19 protein-coding genes are annotated in these 24,806 nt (G+C 39.5%); 2 read left to right on the forward strand and 17 right to left on the reverse strand.

From position 1 onward, the window contains the following. Positions 1 to 90: 90 nt before the first annotated feature. From rho to ACHUE4_RS12035, 9 genes are all read right to left on the reverse strand, one after another. On the reverse strand, positions 91 to 1,374 hold the full coding sequence (rho, locus tag ACHUE4_RS11995) for a transcription termination factor Rho (RefSeq protein WP_394190327.1): 1,284 nt from the start codon (positions 1,372 to 1,374) through the stop codon (positions 91 to 93). A gap of 130 nt (positions 1,375 to 1,504) precedes the next feature. Further along, the gene (glpX, locus tag ACHUE4_RS12000; RefSeq protein ID WP_394190329.1) at positions 1,505 to 2,473 is read right to left on the reverse strand and encodes a class II fructose-bisphosphatase; all 969 of its coding nucleotides are present in this window, start codon (positions 2,471 to 2,473) and stop codon (positions 1,505 to 1,507) included. Positions 2,474 to 2,557: 84 nt separating this feature from the next. After that, positions 2,558 to 3,850: a UDP-N-acetylglucosamine 1-carboxyvinyltransferase gene (locus tag ACHUE4_RS12005; protein ID WP_394190331.1), complete on the reverse strand. Its 1,293-nt coding sequence runs from the start codon at positions 3,848 to 3,850 to the stop codon at positions 2,558 to 2,560. A gap of 33 nt (positions 3,851 to 3,883) precedes the next feature. Next, positions 3,884 to 4,534, reverse strand: coding sequence for a fructose-6-phosphate aldolase (gene fsa / locus ACHUE4_RS12010; protein WP_394190333.1), 651 nt, complete (start codon positions 4,532 to 4,534; stop codon positions 3,884 to 3,886). Between the two features lie 96 nt (positions 4,535 to 4,630). After that, entirely contained in the window at positions 4,631 to 5,488 is an 858-nt protein-coding gene (locus ACHUE4_RS12015) for a class II fructose-bisphosphate aldolase (RefSeq protein WP_394190335.1), read from the reverse strand. A gap of 100 nt (positions 5,489 to 5,588) precedes the next feature. Then, positions 5,589 to 5,948, reverse strand: a complete 360-nt coding sequence (locus tag ACHUE4_RS12020; RefSeq protein ID WP_394190337.1) for a response regulator — start codon at positions 5,946 to 5,948, stop codon at positions 5,589 to 5,591. Positions 5,949 to 6,440: 492 nt separating this feature from the next. Then, on the reverse strand, positions 6,441 to 8,036 hold the full coding sequence (locus tag ACHUE4_RS12025) for a CTP synthase (protein ID WP_394190339.1): 1,596 nt from the start codon (positions 8,034 to 8,036) through the stop codon (positions 6,441 to 6,443). Positions 8,037 to 8,251: 215 nt separating this feature from the next. Further along, positions 8,252 to 8,809, reverse strand: coding sequence for a DNA-directed RNA polymerase subunit delta (rpoE, locus tag ACHUE4_RS12030; RefSeq protein ID WP_394190341.1), 558 nt, complete (start codon positions 8,807 to 8,809; stop codon positions 8,252 to 8,254). Positions 8,810 to 8,881: 72 nt separating this feature from the next. Then, positions 8,882 to 9,040, reverse strand: coding sequence for a hypothetical protein (locus ACHUE4_RS12035; RefSeq protein WP_394190343.1), 159 nt, complete (start codon positions 9,038 to 9,040; stop codon positions 8,882 to 8,884). Between the two features lie 163 nt (positions 9,041 to 9,203). Here ACHUE4_RS12035 and ACHUE4_RS12040 point away from each other — a divergent pair, with 163 nt between their 5' ends. Next, the gene (locus tag ACHUE4_RS12040) at positions 9,204 to 10,721 is read left to right on the forward strand and encodes a hypothetical protein (protein ID WP_394190345.1); all 1,518 of its coding nucleotides are present in this window, start codon (positions 9,204 to 9,206) and stop codon (positions 10,719 to 10,721) included. 144 nt (positions 10,722 to 10,865) lie between these two features. Next, positions 10,866 to 12,395, forward strand: a complete 1,530-nt coding sequence (locus ACHUE4_RS12045) for a hypothetical protein (protein WP_394190347.1) — start codon at positions 10,866 to 10,868, stop codon at positions 12,393 to 12,395. 354 nt (positions 12,396 to 12,749) lie between these two features. Here ACHUE4_RS12045 and icmF read toward each other — a convergent pair whose 3' ends face one another. From icmF to ACHUE4_RS12085, 8 genes are all read right to left on the reverse strand, one after another. Further along, positions 12,750 to 16,010 (reverse strand): fused isobutyryl-CoA mutase/GTPase IcmF, encoded by a 3,261-nt coding sequence (gene icmF, locus ACHUE4_RS12050; RefSeq protein WP_394190349.1) that lies wholly within the window; start codon positions 16,008 to 16,010, stop codon positions 12,750 to 12,752. Next, the gene (locus ACHUE4_RS12055; RefSeq protein ID WP_394190351.1) at positions 16,007 to 16,642 is read right to left on the reverse strand and encodes a TetR/AcrR family transcriptional regulator; all 636 of its coding nucleotides are present in this window, start codon (positions 16,640 to 16,642) and stop codon (positions 16,007 to 16,009) included. The genes icmF and ACHUE4_RS12055 overlap by 4 nt, the downstream gene beginning before the upstream one ends. Positions 16,643 to 16,654: 12 nt before the next feature. Further along, entirely contained in the window at positions 16,655 to 17,794 is a 1,140-nt protein-coding gene (locus ACHUE4_RS12060) for an acyl-CoA dehydrogenase (protein WP_394190353.1), read from the reverse strand. Between the two features lie 313 nt (positions 17,795 to 18,107). Beyond that, positions 18,108 to 19,244 carry an acyl-CoA dehydrogenase gene (locus tag ACHUE4_RS12065; protein ID WP_394190355.1) on the reverse strand — a complete coding sequence of 379 codons (1,137 nt, stop codon included), beginning with the start codon at positions 19,242 to 19,244 and terminating at the stop codon, positions 18,108 to 18,110. A 12-nt stretch (positions 19,245 to 19,256) separates the two neighbouring features. Beyond that, on the reverse strand, positions 19,257 to 20,108 hold the full coding sequence (locus ACHUE4_RS12070) for a 3-hydroxybutyryl-CoA dehydrogenase (protein ID WP_394190356.1): 852 nt from the start codon (positions 20,106 to 20,108) through the stop codon (positions 19,257 to 19,259). Positions 20,109 to 20,141: 33 nt separating this feature from the next. Next, positions 20,142 to 21,335, reverse strand: a complete 1,194-nt coding sequence (locus tag ACHUE4_RS12075; protein ID WP_394190357.1) for an acetyl-CoA C-acetyltransferase — start codon at positions 21,333 to 21,335, stop codon at positions 20,142 to 20,144. Positions 21,336 to 21,876: 541 nt separating this feature from the next. Then, complete coding sequence (locus ACHUE4_RS12080; RefSeq protein ID WP_394190359.1) at positions 21,877 to 24,030, reverse strand: (Fe-S)-binding protein; 2,154 nt, start codon at positions 24,028 to 24,030, stop codon at positions 21,877 to 21,879. Positions 24,031 to 24,473: 443 nt separating this feature from the next. Further along, positions 24,474 to 24,806, reverse strand: a 333-nt coding sequence (locus ACHUE4_RS12085; protein WP_394190361.1) for a transposase, incomplete at its 5' end; no start/stop codon positions are given.

Below are 24,806 nucleotides of genomic sequence, written 5' to 3' on the forward strand. Positions count from 1 at the left end.
CATATGTCACAGAATATGGTTTTTGTACCGACTTACAGTATATCAAATAGTTACATGCAAATCAAGAGGTTGATTTACATCCTTTTTTATTTAAATTAACCCTTTACCGTTACGTTTCTCTTTCATATCGGTATTCAATTGCTCGAAAAAGTCTTCATTAGACTTAGATTGACGCATTTTTTTCAAGAAGCGCTCTCCAAAGTCATGTGAATCCGAGAATGTTTTGCGAATCGCCCATAGCTTATCTAACTGATCCGATGGAATTAATAATTCTTCCTTACGCGTTCCTGAGCGACGAATATCAAGAGCTGGGAAGATGCGACGCTCTGCTAAACTACGATCAAGATGTAGCTCTAGATTCCCTGTACCTTTGAATTCTTCGTAAATGACTTCATCCATACGTGAACCTGTGTCAATTAAAGCAGTTGCTAGAATCGTCAAGCTTCCGCCTTCTTCGATATTACGTGCTGCACCAAAGAAACGTTTTGGACGATGGAATGCGGCTGGATCAATACCACCTGATAATGTTCGACCACTTGGTGGAATAACTAGGTTATACGCACGTGCTAAACGGGTAATCGAATCCATCAAGATAATCACATCACGCTTATGTTCAACGAGTCTCATCGCTCGGTCTAACACTAACTCAGCTACTTTTACGTGATTTTCTGGAACTTCGTCAAATGTTGAACTCACTACATCGGCGTTTACCGAACGTTCAATGTCAGTTACCTCTTCAGGACGCTCGTCTATTAATAAAACAATTAATTCAGCTTCAGGATAATTCGTTGTGATGGCATTTGCGATTTCTTTTAATAACATCGTTTTACCAGCTTTAGGAGGTGCAACGATTAATCCACGTTGGCCAAAGCCAACTGGTGCAACTAAATCCATGATGCGAGTAGAAAGTTTATTAGGTTCTGTTTCTAGTTTAATATGACGGTCTGGATATAAAGCAGTCAATCCTGGGAAATGAACACGTTCTTTTGCCAGATCCGGATCTTCTCCGTTTACTAGTTCCACTTGCAATAATCCGTAATATCGCTCGTTTTCTTTTGGAGGACGGACTTTCCCCGTCACTTTATCACCGTTTCTTAAATCAAAACGACGAATTTGAGAGGCTGAGATGTAAATATCTTCTGAGCTCGGAGAATAGTTGATAGGTCGTAAGAATCCGAAACCTTCAGATTGGATAATTTCTAAGACACCTTCCATAAAGAAGAAGCCTTCTTGCTCAGCACGCGTTTTTAATATAGCAAAAATTAATTCTTTTTTTGACAGCTTACTATAAGTAGATACTTTAAATTTACGAGCTAACGCATAAAGTTCTTTTAACGTCATATTTTCTAATTCTGCAATGGTCAATGTAGACATATAGTGCACCACTCTTATTCATATTTTATTGTGTTTTTGCAGGGTGAATTGTGTGGAATGGATTCATTCCAAAGAAAAGGATATACGTAGAAGATGTCTGGCCCCTAAAGACCAGACATTAATTTTGAAGTTAGTCTTTCATCAAAAGATGAGGTTTTTTCTTCAAGCTGTGTCGTCCCTCTACGAAACGCACGGTACCTGATTTTGCACGCATAACTAGTGAATGTGACTCTGCATAAGCACCTTTAAATTGCACACCACGTAGGAGTTCACCATCCGTTACGCCTGTTGCTGCAAAAATGGCATCATCGCCTTTAACTAAGTCTTCCATTCGGAATACTTTGCTAACATCGAGTCCCATTCGGATACAACGTTGTAATTCTTCGTCATTTTGAGGAACTAGACGACCCTGAATTTCACCGCCTAAGCATTTTAAACCAACTGCTGCGATTACGCCTTCAGGTGCTCCACCCATTCCAAATAAAATATCTACACCGGTTTCATCAAAAGCCGTATTAATAGCTCCTGCTACGTCACCGTCATTGATTAATTTAATACGTGCTCCTGAAGCACGAATTTCATCAATGATTTTTTGATGTCTTGGACGATTCAAAATGGTTGCTACCACGTCTTCAATGTCTTTATTCTTAGCACGTGCAACTGCTAACAGGTTATCTGTTACAGAAGCATTGATGTCTATTTTGCCGACTGCTTCAGGTCCAACTGCTATCTTGTCCATGTACATATCTGGAGCATTTAACAGATTCCCTCGGTCTGCAATGGCTAAAACTGCTAATGCATTCCAGCCACCAGAAGCCACAATATTAGTTCCTTCTAGGGGATCAACAGCCACGTCCACTTGTGGACCGCCATTGCCTAATCCTAGTTTTTCACCAATATAAAGCATCGGTGCTTCATCCATTTCGCCTTCACCAATAACGACAACGCCTTCCATTGGTATGGAGTTGAAAACGTCACGCATTGCTGTAGTTGCTGCGTCGTCCGCTTCATTTTTCAAGCCGCGACCCATCCATCGTGCTGAAGCAATTGCTGCTGCTTCTGTTACACGTACTAATTCCATCGATAAACTGCGTTCCATTTTGTTCGTCCTCCCGTATTCCGGTTTAAAATCGGTCTTTTATTATCCACGTTCCATTGTATCATAAGTGGCAAGATGCGATTTTTAGTGAGTGTCATCTTCAAACTTTTTTACTTTTTCCTCAGGCAGTGTTTCACGTCGAATATCTGCTCCAAGACCTTGTAACTTCTCAATCAATGAACTATACCCTCGCTCAATGTGTGAAATTTCATGGATTTCTGTTTCGCCTTCAGCGATTAAACCAGCAAGAACTAATGCAGCTCCTGCACGTAGATCAGATGCACGAACAGAAGCAGATTCTAACTTCGTAGGACCTGTAATAATTGCCGTTCTTCCCTCTACTCGAGCACTCGCATTCATGCGTTTCAGTTCATCGATATGTTTAAAGCGTGCAGAATAAATCGTATCCGTTATAACGGAAGAACCTTTTGCTTGCGTCATCAAAACAGAGAATGGCTGTTGCAAGTCTGTTGCAAATCCAGGGTAAACGAGTGTTTTCACATCAACTGCAGTTAAATTCTCTGCTTTTGGAATGAAGACACTTTCTTCGCCTTCTTCAACCGTTACACCCATTTCACGAAGTTTTGCTGTAACAGCTTCCATGTGGAAAGGAATCACGTTATCAACTGTAACTCCATCTCCTGCTACTGCTGCCATAATCATAAAGGTACCCGCTTCGATACGGTCAGGAATAATTGTATGATTCGTACCATGTAATTCTTCTACACCGTCGATACGAATGACATTCGTACCAGCACCTTTAATTTTAGCACCCATATTTGAAAGAAGTGTAGCAACGTCAATAATTTCAGGTTCTTTCGCTGCATTTTCAATCGTAGTTTGTCCTTTAGCAAGAACAGCTGCCAACATAATATTAATTGTTGCGCCAACACTAACTACGTCTAAATAAATTTTAGCTCCACGTAATTCGTCAGCACGTAAATAAATAGCGCCGTGTTCATTCGTCACTTTTGCACCAAGTGCTTCAAAACCTTTAATGTGTTGATCAATCGGACGAGGTCCTAAGAAACATCCTCCCGGAAGTCCGATAACCGCTTTCTTAAATCGACCAAGCATTGCACCCATTAAATAATAAGAAGCGCGTAGTTTCTTCACGTTCCCGTTAGGTAAAGGCATCCCTTGCATTTTTGACGGGTCGATCGACATCGTTCCGTCCGCAAAGTCCACTTCTCCACCGATTTCTTCTAGCAGTTCTTTTAATGTCCATACATCAGAGATTTCAGGTAATCCTTCAATGTTCACTTGCGAATTAGCTAAAATGGAAGCGGGAATTAAAGCAACTGCACTATTCTTCGCACCACTTACTTTGATGGTACCTTGCAAACGTTTTTGTCCATTTATTTTATATACATCCATTATCATTCACCTACAATCAATTCAAGAGTTAACTTATTCTGCACTTTTTCGGCTATTCCAATCCGCTAAAAATCCTTCAATTCCTTTATCCGTTAAAGGATGTTTGAACATTTGTTTCATTACGTTAATTGGCATTGTACCAATATGTGCGCCATGTAAGGCTGCATCAGTTACATGTTGAGGATGACGGATAGAAGCTGCAATGATTTCAGTTTCAATGTTATGCAGTTCGAAAATTTGTGCAATCGTGCCAACTAAATCCATTCCATTATGACCAATATCGTCTAATCGACCAAGGAATGGCGATACATAAGTTGCTCCAGCGCGTGCTGCAAGAAGTGCTTGATTGGCACTAAAAATTAACGTGATGTTTGTTTTAATGCCTTCTTTAGAAAACACAGAACATGCCGCTAAGCCACCCGGCGTCATCGGTAATTTAACCGTGATATTTGGAGCGATAGCTGCTAATTCGCGTCCTTCTTTAATCATGCCTTCAGCGTCTAAAGCGATTACTTCTGCACTTACTGAACCTTCAACTAGTGTAGTGATTTCGCGTAAACGGTCATGAAAAGAGATGTTTTCTTTTGCAACAAGTGAAGGGTTTGTCGTAACACCAGATAAAATCCCCCACGCATGCGCTTCTTTTATTTCTTCAAAATTTGCTGTATCAATAAAAAACTTCATATTAGTATTGCCTCCTATTTATGGAAAAAGAGGAGAAGGCCGCAAACAATGTCAACGGACACTTCTCCTTGTTAGTCATTTTCTAGATTATTCAGCTTACGCTTTCCCTGCACTTCCAAAGTCGCGCATTTTTCCTTGCACAGTCGTTTGAATCGCATCACGTGCTGGGATTAAATACTTGCGTGGATCGTAAGCATCCGGGTTGTTATTTAAGAAATCACGAATCGCTTTTGTTGCTGCGATTTGATTTTCTGTATTTACATTAATTTTTGCCGTTCCAAGTGAAATTGAACGTTGAATGTCTTTCACTGGAATTCCAGTACCACCGTGAAGAACTAGTGGTAAATCAGATAGTTTAGAGATTTCTTCCATCTCAGCAAAGCCAAGATTTGGTTCACCTTTGTATGGTCCATGAACAGAACCTAATGCTGGTGCTAAACAATCAATATCCGTACGATTAACTAATTCTGCACATTCTTTTGGATCCGCATAGATAACGCCGTCCGCAATGATATCATCTTCTTGGCCGCCAACTGTTCCTAGCTCAGCTTCAACTGATACTCCTTTAGCATGTGCATATTCCACTACTTTAGATGTAATTTCAATATTTTCTTCAAGTGGATGATGAGAAGCATCAATCATAACTGAAGTAAATCCAGCGTCAATTGCTTCCTTACATTTTTCAAAACTAGAACCATGATCTAAGTGGATCGCTACTGGAACAGTAATTTTATAATCATGCATTAAACCTTTTACCATATGAACTACTGTTGTAAAACCACCCATATATCGAGCTGCACCCTCAGAAACTCCTAGAATTACTGGAGATTGTTCTTCTTGAGCTGCTTGTAAAATGGCTTGCGTGAACTCCAAGTTATTAATATTAAATTGTCCAATTGCATAGCCTTCTTTTTTCCCTTTGATCATCATGTCTTTCATTGATACTAGTGCCATTGAGAAATCCTCCATTTCATCTATAGGAAGTAAATTATCGTTGATTAACCATCTCTTATCATACCAAAAGCAGCCAGTGATTGCCACTAGCTGCTTTGTTTCAATCTTGTAACATTGCGTTTACAGCGTCCCGAACTTCATAAATATCGAATGGTTTTGTAAAGTAATGAGCTGCTCCTAATTTCATTGCTTCTTGGATTAAGTCAAGTTCTCCATAAGCGGTCATCATAACAACGGGAACCTCAGGCATTTTTGATTTTAATCTTTTTAAAATTTCTATTCCATCCATACCAGGAATCTTCATATCTAATAAAACGCCATCCGGTTTTATACGCTCTGCGATATCCAAAGCTTCAATTCCGTTTGCCGCTAAAAACGTTTCATACCCTTCTCGCTTAAAAACTTCATTTAATAAAAGACGAATTCCTTGTTGATCGTCTACGATTAACAATTTTTTCACGATAACCAGACTCCCTTTTTTACCCATTCAACTTACTTTTCTACAATTCTACCAAAAATCCTTCTTTTTTCAGTAATAAATGTGCAAAAAAAATATTTTGTTTACTTTTTAATAGATTAATAGGAACTACACAAGAAATCTCACGTTTAAAAGTTGCAGATAAACGATCAGTTTTTCTGCTTTTAAAAATTTCGTGTGCATCTAAAGTTATTCGAGAGGATGTTGCCTCGGAAAGGATGACGGCGGGACAATTTGATGCTGCCCGCTTCGCTTCCGCATTCTTTACTGTTGGCATACTCTATTGAACAATTACAACTGAGATTGCGATTCTTCTAACTGAGATGGCCATAATTCTAACTGAGAACGCCATAATTCTAACCAAGAATCTCAAAATTCTAACTGAGATTCAAAACACGCAAATCGTGCCATACAAAAAGGTGTCCCAAAGTCACCTTACGTGACGTCTGGGACACCCTTTTCAATTCAATCTATTTATTCCCCAACCGATGCGCGAATAAATTCACGGAATAATGGTTGTGGACGTTGTGGACGAGAGATAAATTCTGGGTGGAACTGAGAAGCAACGAAGAATGGGTGATTTGCTAGTTCAATCACTTCAATTAATCGGCCATCTGGACTAGTTCCTGAGAAAATGAAGCCTGCAGCTTCAAATTGCTCACGGTATTCATTATTAAATTCATAACGGTGACGGTGACGTTCGTAAACAAGTTCTTGTCCATAAGCTTCATGCGCTTTTGTTCCAGGAACCAATTTACATGGTTGAAGACCTAATCGTAGCGTACCACCTAAATCCTCGACGTCTTTTTGTTCTGGTAATAAATCAATAATCGGATACGGTGTAGCAGGGTTTAATTCAGACGAATGTGCACCTTGTAAATCTAAGATGTTACGCGCGAATTCAACAGTTGCTAATTGCATACCTAAGCAAATCCCTAAGAATGGCACGTTATTTATACGAGCGTATTCTGTAGCAGCAATTTTACCTTCTACACCTCGGTCTCCAAATCCACCAGGCACTAAAATACCATCTACATCGTTTAACCATTCAGCAACATTGTCTTTATTTACATGTTCAGCATTGATCCATTTCACTTCGATGTCTGCATCAAATGCAAAGCCGGCATGTTTCATTGCTTCAACAACTGAAATGTAAGCATCTTGTAACTCAACGTATTTTCCAACTAAACCGATGCGAACTTTTTTAGATAGATTTTTAACGCGATCTACTAATGCAGTCCAATCTGTCATGTCAGCTTCAGGAGCTTTGATTCCAAAGTGATCAAGCACGATTTGGTCCATATGTTGTTCTTGTAATGCTAAAGGTACTTCGTATAAGGATTCCGCGTCACGTGCTTCGATTACTTCGCTTGCTTTAATGTCGCAGAATAAAGCAATTTTATCCTTCATGTCTTGCGGAACTGCATGCTCTGTACGAACGACAATAATATTTGGTTGAATTCCTAAACTGCGAAGCTCTTTTACACTATGTTGCGTAGGCTTTGTTTTCATTTCTCCAGCAGCTCGGATGTAAGGAATTAATGTACAGTGAATGTACATGACATTATCCCCACCGAAATCGCCTTTCATTTGACGAATTGCCTCTAAGAATGGAAGTGATTCAATATCTCCAACCGTTCCACCAATTTCAGTAATAACAACGTCTGCATTTGTTTCTTTTGCAACGCGTACTAAACGTTCTTTGATTTCGTTCGTGATGTGTGGAATTACTTGAACTGTTCCACCTAGGTAATCTCCACGACGTTCTTTTTTCAAGACAGCAGAATACACTTTACCTGTTGTCACGTTTGAGAATTTGCTCACATTAATGTCGATGAAACGTTCATAGTGACCTAAATCTAAGTCCGCCTCAGCACCATCGTCCGTTACATACACTTCTCCGTGTTGGTAAGGACTCATCGTTCCTGGGTCCACGTTAATATAAGGATCGAATTTTTGAATGGCAACATTCAATCCTCGGTTTTTCAATAAACGGCCAAGAGATGCCGCTGTGATTCCTTTTCCGAGTGATGATACTACTCCACCCGTTACAAAAATATATTTAGTCAAAGCAAATTCCTCCTTCGGTATTTTAAAAATGGCAGGACTTTTATATAGGTATTTCATGTCTAGCTACAAGCGCTTTTGTCGCACTTTTCACTCTTCAATAAAAAAAGCGCCCCACCTGCAGTGTTTGCAGGGGGAGCGCATTATATAAGCGTTCAATCTCCCTTTTTAGGGAGCCCAATTAAAAGAGTAATCGGAAAGGCTAAATAAGTCAAGACCTATTCTTCGTCTTCGTCTTCGTCCTCTTCTTCATCTTCAACGATTTCGAAATCGTCATCCGTCTCGATTAAGTCAACCGCCACTTCTACTTCGATTTCAGCAACTTCTTCTTCATCTTCATCATCTTCATCAATGTCGAAGTCATCATCATCGTCGTCAGCATCCACTTCAACGAATTCGTCGAAGTCTTCTTCAAATGTGATTTCGTCATCATCTGTGTCATCTAAATCATCGTCGTCAGCAGCAGCTTTCGCTTTTTTCTTGCGGACTTTGACAGTTGGTGCAGTTTCTTCTTCAATTTGTTCTACAGGATACCATTCACGTAAGCCCCAACGATTTTCAGAAATCGCTAAAAAGCGTCCATCAATATTCATGTCTGTATAGTATTGAAGCATGCGCTCTTTCATTTGTGCATTTGTGAAACCATTTAAAGCCTGAATTTCATTTAACAACTCTTGTAAAGTTAATGATTCATGCTTTTCTTCTAGTATTGCATATCCCAAATCGATAAACGATTCTTCTTTTAGTTGTTCTTTTGTCATTTCACGAAATTTCAACTCGTACACGTCCTTTCTACTTGCCTAAGCATAATACCCATTATATACAATCTATCTCTTAATATGCTACCGTCATTTCTTGTTTTTTGCATGATAGAGTTTTTGCCATCCATAAAAAAACAAATAGAAGGACAATAGAAGAAGGGGTATTGCACCCATTTGTTTATTATACAAGAAAAATGTCACGATTAAACATCCCACAATCACGACTACATGCATCGTATTCTTCATATATGACATCCTCCCCATTCCAATAGACTAATTATACCTAAAATCATGCTATAGGTGTCCATTTCAAACATCATTTTCATAATTCTTTGAAATTTATCAACCCATAACTCCCCTAGTATGGCATAATAAGTAAAAATCATTTTTGATAGAAAAGGAAGATCCTATGAAAAAATCTTTTAAAATCATCACGCTTCTACTGGTAATCATCTGTATAAGCTTTCAGTATTCGATTGCTTTAAAAGAACAAAAAATGCCTCCTTCACCAGATTGGAGTCGATCTATTGAAACTGATAATCATGCAAGCAAATACTTCAAACTTCAAAGTTTTCCAAATGATAATGGTTATAGCATTAGTCGAACAACTTTCAAACAATGGGATTATGTTGAATGTACATACGATTTAGATTGCCAAGAACTTTGGTCGATCGATGACTTTAATTATAAAAAGAAAACTTGGTCTGACGGTCATACAGCTTATTTCATTAAAGATGAAACCCTATTTAGTTCCACAACTCATGGAGTAAACACTGCTATTTCATCCTCTGTCGTGGACTTTACAAAAACCAAAGATTTCTTGGTGTATTGGAAAACGGATAATACATTAGTTGTTCAAAAAGGCACTGATGAACCACAAGAATATGTAACCGATGAGCCAGTTTGGTCAAGCATTGTTGTCGATGATCAAGTATTTATTGTTAGTAAGTCTATCAAAACGAATAAAGTGAGCATCAGTAAAGTAAACGAAACAATTACCCCTTACACTCATTTTATTGCGAAATCCTATGAGACAATTCATTCGTTGGGCATGTTGTCTCTTAATGAAGATCAATATGTTCTTCACCTAGAAATAGGGATGAAAGAGGCTGGGGCGCGCAAGAAGACCCTAAGAGCAGCAGTCTTATCTAAAACAAATCCAGATGATTATAAACTGTCCGATATCATTTTTTTTGATAAAGAGTCGGGTGAAAAATTAAGGAATATGAATTATCCTTCTTTCTTTATGGGAACCAACAAAATTTTATTAACGTTCTCAGCTACTAAATCTTCAGGCAATCATATTTATGTAGCAGAATTTAATCCTAAAATAATCGAAGCTTCTGCTGTTTCAAAAAGTGATAATTATTACACTCACCCTCTTATGATAAATGAAGATACGATTATATATTATAAAGAAACTCGTTCAGGTAAAGTCATGATGTATTCTTCGCAGCTCGAGGAAATAAGAGCGGCTAGTGCCAACGGTTTAAAAGGAGATGCATTAGAAGCTTTCCATTTATTATTTGCACATTTATTCAAAGGGATTTTACTCGCAATGCTTTCCGTTGTGTGGATTGTTCCAGCAAGTTTCGTCAGTTACTTTCTCGTGAACCAACTAGGGAAATATGATAATCAGTTAAAATACTTTTGGATGTATATAGCTTATATGGTTACTCTGTTAATCTCACAGTTTTTACTCTTTTCTCAATTGCTGCATCCAGAAACAATGGTTAGTAAAATGATCTATCTTTCAGAAACTTGGCATATTTACATGATTTTACTGATTGCAACGATTGTTAGTGTTCTACCAGTTTTTCTATCTCTTACAAAACTAGATGACGACAATTCGAATCGCGCCTTAGTCCATGCTACCGTTTTAAATCTATTTATTTTATTAATATTGATTGGTCCTTATTTCTATTAATGAAAAACAAACGTTATTCCCGTATCCAAAATCAACTCTTGGATACGGGATTTTCTATTAAATTTATTGAAATATAAACACAAAATGATGGTTAATTATGTCATAATGAATGAAAAATCAATTTTTAATGTAAAGGACATGATTATGAATAAATTATTTAAACTCATCACGACTCTACTCATCATTGTATTTTTAAGTTTTCAATATTCCATTGCTTTAGAAGAACAAAAGCAACCACCTTCACCTGAATGGAGTCGTTCATTCCCCACTGATGGAAAAGGAACAGACTATTTTAAACTTCAAAGTGTACCTACTGAAAATGGATTTGGAATAAGTAGAATCTCTTTTGATCGTTGGGATTATGTCGACTGCGATACAAATTTAAACTGTGACCAAATTTGGTCGAAAACCGATTTTAATTATCGAACCCAAGCTTGGACGGACGGAGACTCTACTTATTACATTAAAGACGAGACCCTTTTTCGTTCTAGCAATCCAAATACTGGTGTACCTATATCATCATCGGTAATCGATTTTACAAAATCTAAAGATATTTTGGTTTATTGGAAAACGGACAACAAATTGGTCGTTCAAAGAGACAATCAAGAACCGAAAGAATATGTAACAGAGGAACCGGTTTGGCAAAGCTTTATAGTAGAGGATCAAGTCTTTGTCGTTTATAAGTCTGTAATCACAAATACCGTCGTCATTAATCAAGCAAGTGAAACACTAACACCTTTTGCTCAATTTGAAACAAAAGCCAATGAGAATATACATTCCATGCATTTATTCGCTTTAAATGCGAATGAATATTCCATTTTACTAGAAATCGGTCTCAAATCAGCCGGTGCACGTCATAAATACATTCGAACTGCCAATATTTCTAAAACAACTCCAGAAGATCCTGTCTTTTCTGAGATCACATTTGTAGATAAAGTATCCGGTGAAAAGCTTAGAGACATGAATACTCCCTCGATATTTAATGGAAAAGGTACACCATACCTAACATTTACAGCTACTATGTCTACTAAAACTGGATCAAGCAATCATATATTTGTCGGTGAGTTGAATCCAGAAAGAATTGAAGCATCGGTTGTCACTAAGAGTGGTGATTATTATAGCCACCCTGTCATGTTAAATGAAGAAACGATTATATTTTATAAAAATGTGAAATCCAACAATGAATTGATGTACTCTTCTTCAAGTGAAGAAAAAAGTGAGCTGAGTGAAAATGGATTAAAAGGTGACGCGAAGGAAGCATTCCATTCGTTTTTCACTCAATCATTTAAGGGGATTTTACTTGCATTGCTATCATTCTTATGGATTGTGCCTGCTACTTTCATCAGTTATTTCACTGGGACACATCTACAAAAACGAGGAAATCGACATTTATCTCCTTTGATGTATGGTAGTTATATCGCTACAATGTTCATCAGTCAATTATTAGTATTTTCACAAATACTTCATGCAGATTCAATCGTTAGTAAAATGCCTTATCTTTCGGAAACTTGGCATCTTTATCTACTTTTGTTCATCACAAGTGTTGTGAGTGTACTACCTCTAATCTTGTCTCGAACAAAGATTATTGAAGACAATGCAAACCGTGCTATAGTGCATGCAACTCTACTTAATTTAGTAATTTTGGTTATCTTAATTGGACCTTATTTCTTTTAAAAATTGAATAGTAAATGTGGTCGATGATATTTCGCAAAATAGCTTTGCTTTTCAAGGGCTTGCGCCGAACTAACTCGGACTTAACGTCCGAGTGGATTTTTCCACTACGCTTTTCCCACTGGAGTCTACGCTTTTTTGCTCCATATCTAGAATTGTTTAAATTTTTTCGTTAAAGCAATTTAATACAGATCAGTTAGAAGAAGCGATCCGTTTACCATGACAATTAGAATGTTTAAATAACGATGTATTTGTATTCACACTTTGATATGTCTGTGTAAAAAAATTTGACGATAAACAAAACAAAAAATCCCGCTTCCAAGTTACATACCTTGGAGCGGGATTTTGTTATTGAACTTACATATTACGACGGTATTGTCCGCCTACTTCATATAGAGCATTTGTGATTTGACCAAGTGATGCCACTTTAACTGTGTCCATCAATTGTTCAAAGATATTACCACCTGTTACAGCTACTTCTTTTAATTTTGCTAAAGCTGCATCTGCTTCAGATTGGTTGCGTTGTTGGAATGCACGTAAGTTACGAATTTGTGTTTCTTTTTCGTCACTTGTTGCACGCGCAATTTCCATGTTATCAATATCATCTGAAGAAGGTGGGTTGGGATTTAAATACGTGTTCACACCGATAATCGGTAATTCACCTGTATGTTTTAACATTTCATAATGCATCGACTCTTCTTGAATTTTTCCTCGTTGGTACTGAGTTTCCATTGCCCCAAGAACACCGCCACGATCATTAATGCGATCGAACTCTGTCAATACCGCTTCTTCAACTAGATCCGTCATTTCTTCGATAATGAAAGCACCTTGAAGTGGATTTTCATTTTTCGCTAGACCTAACTCTTTTGTAATGATCATTTGAATCGCCATGGCACGACGAACAGATTCTTCTGTTGGTGTTGTAATGGCTTCGTCATATGCGTTTGTATGAAGTGAGTTACAGTTATCTTGCAATGCCATTAACGCTTGCAAAGTCGTACGAATATCATTAAAATCGATTTCTTGCGCATGCAATGATCGACCTGATGTTTGAACATGGTATTTCAATTTTTGACTACGATCATTTGCGCCGTATTTATCGCGCATAACTACTGCCCAAATACGACGTGCAACACGCCCAATAACCGTATATTCTGGGTCTAAACCATTCGAGAAGAAGAATGATAGATTTGGTGCAAAGTCATCAATGTTCATTCCACGGCTTAAATAATACTCCACATATGTGAAACCATTAGCTAGTGTAAAGGCAAGTTGTGAAATTGGGTTCGCTCCTGCTTCCGCAATGTGATAGCCAGAAATCGATACCGAATAATAGTTACGCACTTTTTGGTCAATAAAGTATTGTTGAATATCACCCATCATACGAAGTGCAAATTCAGTTGAGAATATACATGTATTTTGTCCTTGGTCTTCTTTTAGTATGTCTGCTTGAACCGTCCCACGAACTACTTGTAGTGTCGTTTGACGAACTTCCATAAATTCTTCAACCGTTAATGTGCGACCGAATTTTTCTTCATTCACTTTCACTTGTTGATCAATCGCAGTATTCATGAACATTGCCAAAATAATTGGCGCAGGTCCATTAATCGTCATCGATACAGATGTAGCTGGCGCACATAAGTCGAAGCCATCATACAGCTTCTTCATATCGTCAAGCGTACAGATGCTTACGCCTGATTCTCCAACTTTCCCGTAAATATCTGGACGTTCATCAGGATCTTCACCGTATAAAGTTACCGAGTCAAATGCTGTTGATAGACGTTTCGCATCATCATCTTTTGATAAGTAATGGAAACGACGGTTTGTGCGTTCTGGTGTTCCTTCTCCAGCGAATTGACGTTTTGGATCTTCTCCTTCACGTTTGAACGGGAATACGCCAGACGTATAAGGGAATGAACCTGGAACATTTTCTTTGTATACCCATCGTAAAATTTCACCGTAGTCCACAAATTTAGGCAATGCCACTTTTGGCACTTTTAATCCGGATAAACTTTCCGTACGTAAAATCGTACGAAGCTCTTTGTCACGTACTTTTGTAACGAATTCGTCTCCTGCATACGCTTCTTTTAAAGCTTTCCAGTTATCTAAAATTCGTTTCGATTCAGCTGTTAATTCATCACGCACGCCTTGTGCAAGTGAAGTTAATGATTGAACTAATGCATCATTCGGTGCTTTCTCATTTACCGTTTCAATTGCTCCTTCAAGTTGGAACAAACGACGAGCTAAACTAGCTTGTTGATCAGATTTTTTGTGATAACCACGAACTGCATCTGTAATTTCACGCAAGTAATAACGACGATCATTTGGAATGATGACATTTTGCTTTTGCGTTTTCACGAATTGTTCATAAGACGTCTGCCAGTCAGTTCCACACACTTCATTTACACGAGCAACTAAAGCTGCGAATAAAGAATTGGTCCCCTTGTCATTGAACTGGCTCGCGATCGTTCCGTAAACAGGCATCGTATCGAGATTTGCATCCCATAGACCGCGGCTACGTTGGTATTGCTTTTGAACTTGACGCAATGCATCTTCCGAACCTTTACGTTCGTACTTGTTGATAACAATCAAGTCAGCAAAATCAATCATATCGATTTTTTCTAATTGTGATGGCGCGCCAAATTCACTTGTCATCACATACATAGAAAGATCTGACACGTTCGTGATTTCAGCGTCCCCTTGCCCGATTCCACTTGTTTCAACAACAATCAAATCATAGCCAGCTACTTTAACAACGTCTAAAACGTCGCTAATGGCACCTGATAATTCCGTACGGGAGCCACGTGTTGCAAGACTGCGCATAAATACGCGTTTATTGAAAATCGCATTCATGCGAATACGGTCTCCAAGTAATGCCCCACCTGTTTTTTGTTTCGTTGGGTCAATGGATAATACCGCAATTTTCTTATCCGGAAACTCTGAAAGGAAGCGACGAATTAATTCATCCGTAAGACTTGATTTACCCGCTCCACCCGTTCCAGTAATACCTAAAACAGGCGTACCTTTTGACAGTTCTCGCGCTTTTTCAACTAATGCTTTAGCATCGCTGTTCTCATTGTTAACCCCGTCTTCAGCGACAGTGATTAAATGTGATAACACTTCAGGGTGTTCCGTATCCGCTTGCGCTAACTGATCCACTGCATTTTTCGTATCAATGGCTTTATCGCAATCTTCTACCATACGGTTAATCATCCCTTGAAGACCTAGTGTCCGTCCGTCTTCAGGAGAGAAAATCCACGCAATCCCGTAATCATGTAGTTCTTTAATTTCTTTCGGAATGATTACGCCACCACCACCGCCATAGATGCGGATATGTGGAGCCCCTCTTTCTGCTAATAAATCATGCATGTACTTGAAGTATTCAACGTGTCCACCTTGATAAGATGAGATGGCAATCCCGTTTGCATCTTCTTGAATCGCTGCATTCACTACTTCTTCAACCGAACGATTATGACCTAAGTGAATGACTTCAGATCCTGTTGATTGCAAAATACGACGCATAATATTAATCGATGCATCGTGACCGTCAAAAAGACTTGATGCCGTTACAAAACGAACATGGTTTGTTGGACGATAAACTTCTACTGTTGCTGTCATACTGTTCCCCCATTCCTTTGAATCCCTTGTAATAAAAATCGTGTTTGCACGCTAATAAATTCGTCAATTGTCATATCTTTATGAAGACCCCATCTTCTAAACGCCCACATTTGACCTTGAACGACTACATGATGTGCGGCAAGTTTAACGTCCTCTTGTGCGATGTGTAAATCACCAGATAATCGACAATTTTCAATGATTTCTTCGAAGATTGCGACCATGCCCAGTTCTTTATTCAACACATACTGCAAAGCGTCTTTTGGAAGAGATTTTGACTCTTGGTACATCACGACAAACTCATCCTGCATCTCATCGATTAGAAGATAATAATGTCGAATAGCTGATTCGAGTCCATCTATAGTTCCAGCTTGAGCAGGCAGGGTCGACAAGCGCTCTTGCACTTCCTCATAAATGCTGTCACATACTAAATACAAGACGTCTTCTTTGGTGCGGATGTACTCATATAATGTGCCAATGCTAAAACCCGCTTCTTTTGCGATTTCACGTGTCGTGGTGCGGTGAAAACCCTTCTGTTTGAAGAGTGAAACCGCGCCACGGATCATTTGAATTCGACGTTTAGCAATTAGGCTTTCATCTTTTACAGATGATTGCACTTCACGTTTGGTTTCCACCTCAATCACCACTTATTTCGTTAGCATGCGAGAGATAACAAGACGTTGAATTTCTTGTGTACCCTCGTAAATTTGAGTGATTTTCGCGTCACGCATATAACGTTCTACTGGGTAATCTTTCGTGTAACCATATCCACCAAACACTTGCACCGCTTCAACGGTTACTTTCATCGCTGTATCACCAGCCATTAATTTCGCCATTGCAGATTCTTTCCCGTAAGACAATCCGTTAGACTCTAACCAAGCAGCTTGGTACGTTAACAAGCGTGATGCTTCAATTGACGTTGCCATGTCAGCTAATTTGAATGAAACCCCTTGATTAGCAGCGATTGGTTTACCGAATTGAACACGTTCTTTCGCATAGTCAACCGAAGCGTCTAATGCACCTTGAGCAATCCCGACTGCTTGAGCAGCGATCCCGTTACGTCCACCGTCAAGTGTCTTCATTGCGATGATGAATCCTTCGCCTTCAGCACCTAGCAAGTTTTCTTTAGGAATGCGGCAGTTATCAAAAATAATTTCTGTTGTTGGTGATGAACGAATTCCTAGTTTCTTCTCTTTCTTCCCTACTGAGAATCCTTCGAAGTCTGCTTCAACTATAAAAGCACTTGTACCTTTATGTTTTGAAGTTGGATCTGTTACGGCAAATACTACGTAAATATCAGCAATTCCACCGTTTGTAATAAAGATTTTTGAACCGTTTAATACATAGTGGTCGCCATCTAATTTCGCTGTTGTTTTCATGCCACCAGCATCAGAACCTGATCCAGCTTCTGTTAAACCGTATCCACCAATTTTTGTTCCTTCAGCCATTGGACGAAGGTACTTTTGTTTTTGTTCTTCATTGCCGTATTTGAAGATTGGCCATCCAGCTAATGATGTATGTGCGGATAATGTTACGCCTGTAGATGCACAAACGCGTGATAGTTCTTCAACTGCGATACAGTATGCTAAGTAGTCTGATCCGATTCCGCCGTATTCTTCCGGCCATGGGATACCTGTTAAGCCAAGTTCCGCCATTTTGTCGAAGATGTCGCGGTCGAAGCGTTCTTCTTCGTCACGTTCTGCAGCTGTTGGTGCTACTTCTTTCATTGCGAAATCGCGTACCATTTTACGAATCATTTCATGTTCTTCTGATAGTTTAAAGTTCATTTTTATTCCCGCCTTTTATGTTTTTAGTTAATTATATATATCCTTGATTTCCGCTTCAGGCGGACGCTTTCCGCGGGCGGTCCGTGAGCCTCCTCGTGTGCTCCGCACACTGCGGGGTCTCACTTGGACACGCTATTCCCGCTGGAAAGATTAGGACCAAGCATTTTGGTGCTAATCTTTGCGACGAAGCTAGCGAAGCGATGCAGGAGCAGATGGTTTACGCCACCTTCCGCTCCAATCAAATAAAAAGTAATTACAAAAGGAATGTGCAATAAAGCTTCGTTAAGAGGTAATTTAAACCTATATCTAACCATTATTTCAATAGATGTTTGCCGATTACGATGCGTTGAATTTCAGATGTTCCTTCATAGATTTCCGTTACTTTAGCGTCACGGAAATAGCGTTCTACTGGGTAGTCTTCTGTGTAGCCGTATCCACCGAATACTTGGACGGCTTCGATTGATGTTTCTACTGCTGTTTTCGAAGCAAATAGCTTTGCCATTGAGGCTTCTTTACCGCAAGAGATGCCGCGTGAACGAAGTTCTGCTGCACGGTAAACCAACAATCTTGATGCTTCAACAGCTGTTGCCATGTCCGCTAGTTTAAAACCGACACCTTGTTGCGCTGCTATGGGTTTGCCGAACTGTACACGTTCTTTTGCATAGCCAACTGCTGCTTCATAGGCTGCTTCTGCAATACCTAGAGCTTGTGCTGCAATACCGATTCGACCAACATCTAAGTTAGCTAAGGCGATTTTGAATCCTTCTCCTTCTGCACCTAAAAGGTTTTCAGCAGGTACTTTCATGTCTTCAAAAGTAAGTTGAACAGTTCGTGAACCGTGTAAGCCCATTTTGTGTTCGTCTTTTCCGATAATTAAACCAGGGGTGTCTTTTTCTACAATAAAAGCGGACACGCCGCGAGATCCTTGAGATGAATCTGTTGAAGCAAATACGATGTAAACATCGGCTTCTCCACCGTTTGTAATAAAGACTTTCGAGCCGTTAAGTGTGTAAAAATCTCCATCTTTGGTAGCTTTGGACTTCATTGAACCAGCGTCCGAACCAGCAGATGGTTCTGTTAAACAGAACGCTCCTAAATATTCACCAGATGCTAATTTTGGCACGTACTTTTGCTTTTGTTCTTCATTACCGAAATAAAGAATCGGATTTGTTCCAACCGATGTGTGTACCGAAAGGATTACGCCTACGACTGCACTCACTTTTGATAGCTCATGAATGGCAATGATATAACTTAGGAAATCCATTTCTGAACCGCCGTATTTTTCAGGTGCAGTAATTCCCATAAGTCCTAGCCCGGCCATTTTCTTTAAAATTTCACGAGGAAATTCACCTTGTTCCATTTGGTCAATAAACGGCTCAATTTCCGTTTTGGCAAAGTCACGAACCATATTGCGCATCATTAATTGTTCTTCTGTAAACTTCAGTTCCAAGCTGAGCGCCTCCTATTCGTAAACGTAAAAACCGCGTCCTGTTTTCTTACCTAACCAGCCTGCTTTTACGTATTTGCGCAGTAATGGACATGGACGATATTTACTGTCCCCAAATCCGTCATGCAAGATTTCCATAATGTATAGACATGTATCTAATCCGATAAAGTCAGCTAATTGTAAAGGTCCCATTGGATGATTCATACCCATTTTCATCACGTCATCAATGGCTTCTTTAGTCGCTACGCCTTCGTACAATGTGTAAATGGCTTCATTGATCATCGGCATTAAAATACGGTTAGAGACGAATCCTGGGAAATCATTCACTTCGACTGGTACTTTATCAAGTTTCTTCGTCATTTCTTCAATCGCTGTGTAGACTTCATCTGAAGTAGCAAGACCACGAATAATTTCTACGAGCTTCATTACTGGAACTGGATTCATAAAGTGCATACCAATTACTTGTTCAGGACGGTTTGTTACCGCTGCGATTTCTGTGATTGGAAGTGAAGATGTGTTTGAAGCTAAAATTGCATGTTTTGGCGTGATTTCATCCAGACGTTTGAAAATCGATTGTTTGATTTCCATGTTTTCAACAGCAGCCTCAATAACTAAATCCACATCACTCGCATCATTTAAATCAAGAGATTTCGTAATGCGTGAAAGTACTTTCGTTTTTTCATCTTCTGTCATGCGCCCTTTTTCAACATTGCGTGATAAGTTCTTCGTAATGATACCTAGTCCACGTTCGAAAAATTCGTCTTTCATATCGTTAAGCTTTACGTCAAAACCAGCTTGCGCACAAACTTGCGCAATACCAGATCCCATTTGTCCCGCTCCGATTACTAATACTTTTTGGATGTTCATATGTTAGCCTCCTTCAATTTTAAAAGACAGTTCTTACACTTTTGGTACTTCGATCATAATGGCATCACCTTGACCGCCGCCTGAACAAATAGCTGCAATACCAATTCCGCCACCACGGCGTTTTAATTCATAAGCTAGCGTTAAAATGATGCGGGCACCACTCGCTCCGATTGGATGTCCTAATGCCACTGCTCCACCATTTACATTCACTTTAGTGTGATCTAAATTCGCTATTTTTGAAGAAGCCAGTGCAACTGCTGAGAATGCTTCATTGATTTCAAATAAATCGATTTCTTCAAGTGTTTTGCCTGTTTTTTCAAGAAGTTTATTAATAACAAGTCCTGGTGTTTGAGGGAAATGTTTAGGCTCGATTGCGACTTCAGCATGAGCTACCACGTAAGCAAGTGGTGTTTTCCCTTCAGCTTTTGCACGCTCGTCACTCATTAAGACAAGTGCTGCTGCTCCGTCATTTACCCCAGGTGCATTCCCAGCTGTGATCGAACCGTCTTTACTAAATGCTGAACGTAATTTCGATAAAGTTTCCATCGACGTATCGCGACGTGGTGCTTCATCTGTATCAATTGAGATTGGATCGCCTTTACGTTGTGGAATCACTACTGGTGTAATTTCTTCCGCTAAGATCCCGCTATCCATTGCTTTAAATGCTAATTCATGACTGCGGACCGCCCATTCATCCTGCATTTCACGAGTTAAAGTAAATTCTTCAGCCGTTGAATTTCCGTATGTCCCCATATGCACACGCTCTGGTGTAAACGCACATGATAATCCGTCATAAATCATGCCATCGATCATTTGAGCATCACCCATGCGTAAACCAAATCGACCTTTTGGTAAATAGTAAGGTGCGTTTGACATCGATTCCATACCACCAGCAACGATGATTTCTTCATCACCAAGTCTGATTAATTGGTCGCCAAGGCTAACTGCACGCATGCCTGATGCACACACTTTATTAATTGTTTCGGTTTTAACACTCCATGGAATACCCGCTTTCGTTGCAGCTTGACGGGAAGGAATTTGCCCTTGACCTGCTTGTAAAACTGTACCCATGATGACTTCATCAACTGATTCAGGAGCAATACCTGCTTTATTCAAAGCTTCTTTAATGGCTACTCCACCAAGATCACTAGCTGAAAGAGTAGAAAGTGCACCACCCATTTTCCCAAAAGCTGTACGTGCGCCATCTAAAATAACTGTTTTTGTCATAATTGTTGCCTCCCTTTATGAATGGTTGTATACGCTTACAGTTTCTCAAATAAAAATATTCTGACTTTTCTTTGTGTGAGTTAAAGAAAAAGGTTACTCCACTTTGCAGTGGAGTTTTTTTGTTTTAGTTATTAGATCAATGTTTAAAGTTGCCACTTGCGTCTGCATCGCTTCGCGAGCATCTTCGCAGTTTAAAACCATTTGCTCCTGCATCGCTTCGCTAGCTTCGTCGCAAATAAACATAAGTTCAAAACCGTTTGCTCCTGCATCGCTTCGCTAGCTTCGTCGCAAAATACTTAAGTTCAAAACCGTTTGCTCCTGCATCGCTTCGCTAGCTTCGTCGCAAAATACTTAAGTTCAAAACCATTTGCTCCTGCATCGCTTCGCTAGCTTCGTCGCAAATACAATAGTCCACTGCTGTGGACTATTGTATTGACTGAACGCTCGCTCGACTTGTAGACAAACGAAAAGGGAGTGCAAGACTCCCTCTTCAGTTGACTTTATTGTATCTAATTTTTCAACATATTTCAATCTACTCTGTTTATTGAAGGATTGGTGCTTCTTCTGTTTCTTCAACCGGTGGTAGGTAATCGCCAAGTACTGAACGTTCTAGTAATTCTGCGATATCGTAAGTGCCAACTGTTTCTTCCACTTCTTTTGCTTTCGTTCCGTCAGACAGCATAGTTAAGCAGTATGGGCAACCAGATGAAATCATCGTTGGGTTTACTGCAAGTGCTTGTTCTGTACGGGCTACGTTGACACGATTTCCTGTATGTTCTTCCATCCACATTAAACCACCACCAGCTCCACAGCACATTCCTGTTTCGCGGTTACGGTCCATTTCCACGAGTTTCACTCCTGGGATAGCACGGAGGATTTCACGTGGTGGATCATAGACGTCATTGTATCGGCCTAAGTAACATGAGTCATGGAATGTAATGGTCTCATCGATTGCATGTTGTGGTTTTAAGCGACCTTCTTGTACTAAGTCAAACAGCATTTCAGTGTGGTGAAGAACTTCTCCACTCCAACCGAAATCTGGGTATTCGTTTTTGAAAATGTTATAAGCATGCGGGTCGATTGTGACAATCTTCGTTACGCCAGCTTTTTCAAATTCAGAGATATTGCTTGTTGCAAGTTCTTGGAATAAAAATTCATTCCCTAGACGACGAGGTGTGTCACCAGAATTCTTTTCTTTATTTCCAAGAATAGCGAACTTCACGCCTGCTTCGTTCATTAAGCGCGCAAAGGAAAGAGCGATTTTTTGTGAACGGCTATCGAAAGCACCCATTGAACCAACCCAGAATAAGTATTCGAATTCTTCGTCAGCTTTAGATAGTTCTTTAACTGTTGGGATATTGATTTCTGGACGTGCATCTCTCCAGTTTTCTTTCTCTTTACGGTTAAGCCCCCAAGGATTCCCTTGACGTTCGATGTTTGTCATAGCACGTTGAGCATCCGGATTCATGCGACCTTCAGTCATTACTAGGTAACGACGGAGGTCGATAATGTGAGAAACGTGTTCAATCATTACTGGACATTGGTCTTCACAGTTACGACATGTTGTACAAGCCCAAAGCTCTTCTTCCGTGATTACGTCACCGATTAAAGCCGGGTTATAAATATCTTCAATTACTGCACCATCAACTCGAGCAGCTACTGCTAATTGGTTACCTTGTGTATTTGCGAAAGCCATTGCTGGAACCCACGGCTTTTGTTGCGTCACAACGGCACCCGTGTTCGTTAAGTGGTTACGTAGTTTTGTAATTAAGTCCATTGGAGACAGCATTTTACCTGTTCCAGTTGCTGGACACATATTCGTACAACGACCACATTCTACACACGCATATAAATCGATCATTTGCTTTTGGTTTAAATCTTGAATTTTACCAACACCAAAAGATGGCATTTCATCTTCGCCTGCTTCTTCATCTTCTTCTTCCTCAAAGTTAATCGGACGAAGTTTACCCACATTGTCTGTACGGTTGAAGTATGTGTTGACAGGACCCGTTATTAAATGGAAATGTTTCGATTGTGGTACGTAAACTAAGAAAGTTAATAGGAATAGTAAATGAGCCCACCACATAATGTAGAAGATTGTAATAGCAGCAACGTCTGGTAAGAATCCAAAGACTGTAGCTACTACTGATGCGACTGGCTCCGCCCATGTTGCTGCGTGGTCATGCCAAATCATGCCCATCCCATTTCCGATTAAAACAGAAACCATTAATCCGCCAATGAAAATCAAGACTAAGCCTGATTTCCAACCACGTTTTAAACGAACAAGCTTTTCAATATAGCGACGGTAGAATGCCCAAACAACAGCCACTAAAATCATCAAAGTCACAAGTTCTTGGAAGAATGTGAATGCTGGATATAAAGGTCCTAGAGGTAAATGTGATCCAGGCTTTAATCCCTTCCAAATAAAATCGATGGCACTAGCTTGTACTAATAGGAATCCATAGAAGAACATGACGTGAATAATTCCACTTTTCTTATCCTTCAATAATTTCTTTTGGCCAAATACATTGACCATAATCTTACGGATACGTTCTTTTACGTTGTCATCAAATTCAACTTTTTGTCCGAGTTTGATGTAGCTGTAACGCGTCTTCAATAAATACGTGAATAACCCAAGTGCGTAAGCGGTTACAACGATAAATAAAATCCAGTTTGCAAGTAAAAGGTAATTCATTGTATTCTCCCCTCTCGTTAAAAAAAATCAAAAATGCTATTAATCTGATAACAACAGTTTAGTAGATAGTCTTTGTTATGTCGATGCTTATCTTCAGTTTAAAACTGAATGAGCATTCAGTCAACAGAAATGTGAAGATTCTTAAACTTTGAGTTTGTCGAACAATTTTAAAAAGATTGTGAAGTACCTATTTTCGTTTTGTAGCCACTATTTTAAAAATGAAGTGGCTGATTTGCATTGCGTTGGACGCTTTCCGCGGGCACGACCTCAGCCGCTTCCCTCGCGTGGCTCAGTCCAGGGTCTTCAGTTCGTGCTGATGGAGGCCACTGAAAAAGACATGTTTTTTGGCTATCTATAAGTTTGGAGTATCATAAAAATAAAAAAAGGGACTTTATTTGGATATTAAATCCAATTAAAGTCCCTTTTTATGATCAATCACTTCCCTAATTGACCTCTTTTTCATCAATCAGTTTGATAATCCGCTTCATATTAACTGCGAAAATGGTGGAGGCTGCCTGAATGTGCATGCCAAATAAGCCCGAGGTTATGGCTTTATTGTACCCATGGGCATTTTTCAATTCGCTATTTTTGGCCTCGATTTTGTAGCGAGAACGAGCCAGTTCCTTAAACTCTTCTGTATTTTGGAAAGACTCTTGTTCAAGATGTATAGACTTGGGGATTGTAATGGAGTATGTTTTTGTCTTTGCCCCATCTCTATAACAACCATCCCGTAGCGGACAGGACTTACATATACTCACATCCCAAAAATATTTGAG

It is taken from the genome of Paenisporosarcina quisquiliarum, from assembly GCF_043641925.1.
GTDB classification, from domain to species: Bacteria; Bacillota; Bacilli; order Bacillales_A; family Planococcaceae; genus Paenisporosarcina; species Paenisporosarcina quisquiliarum_A.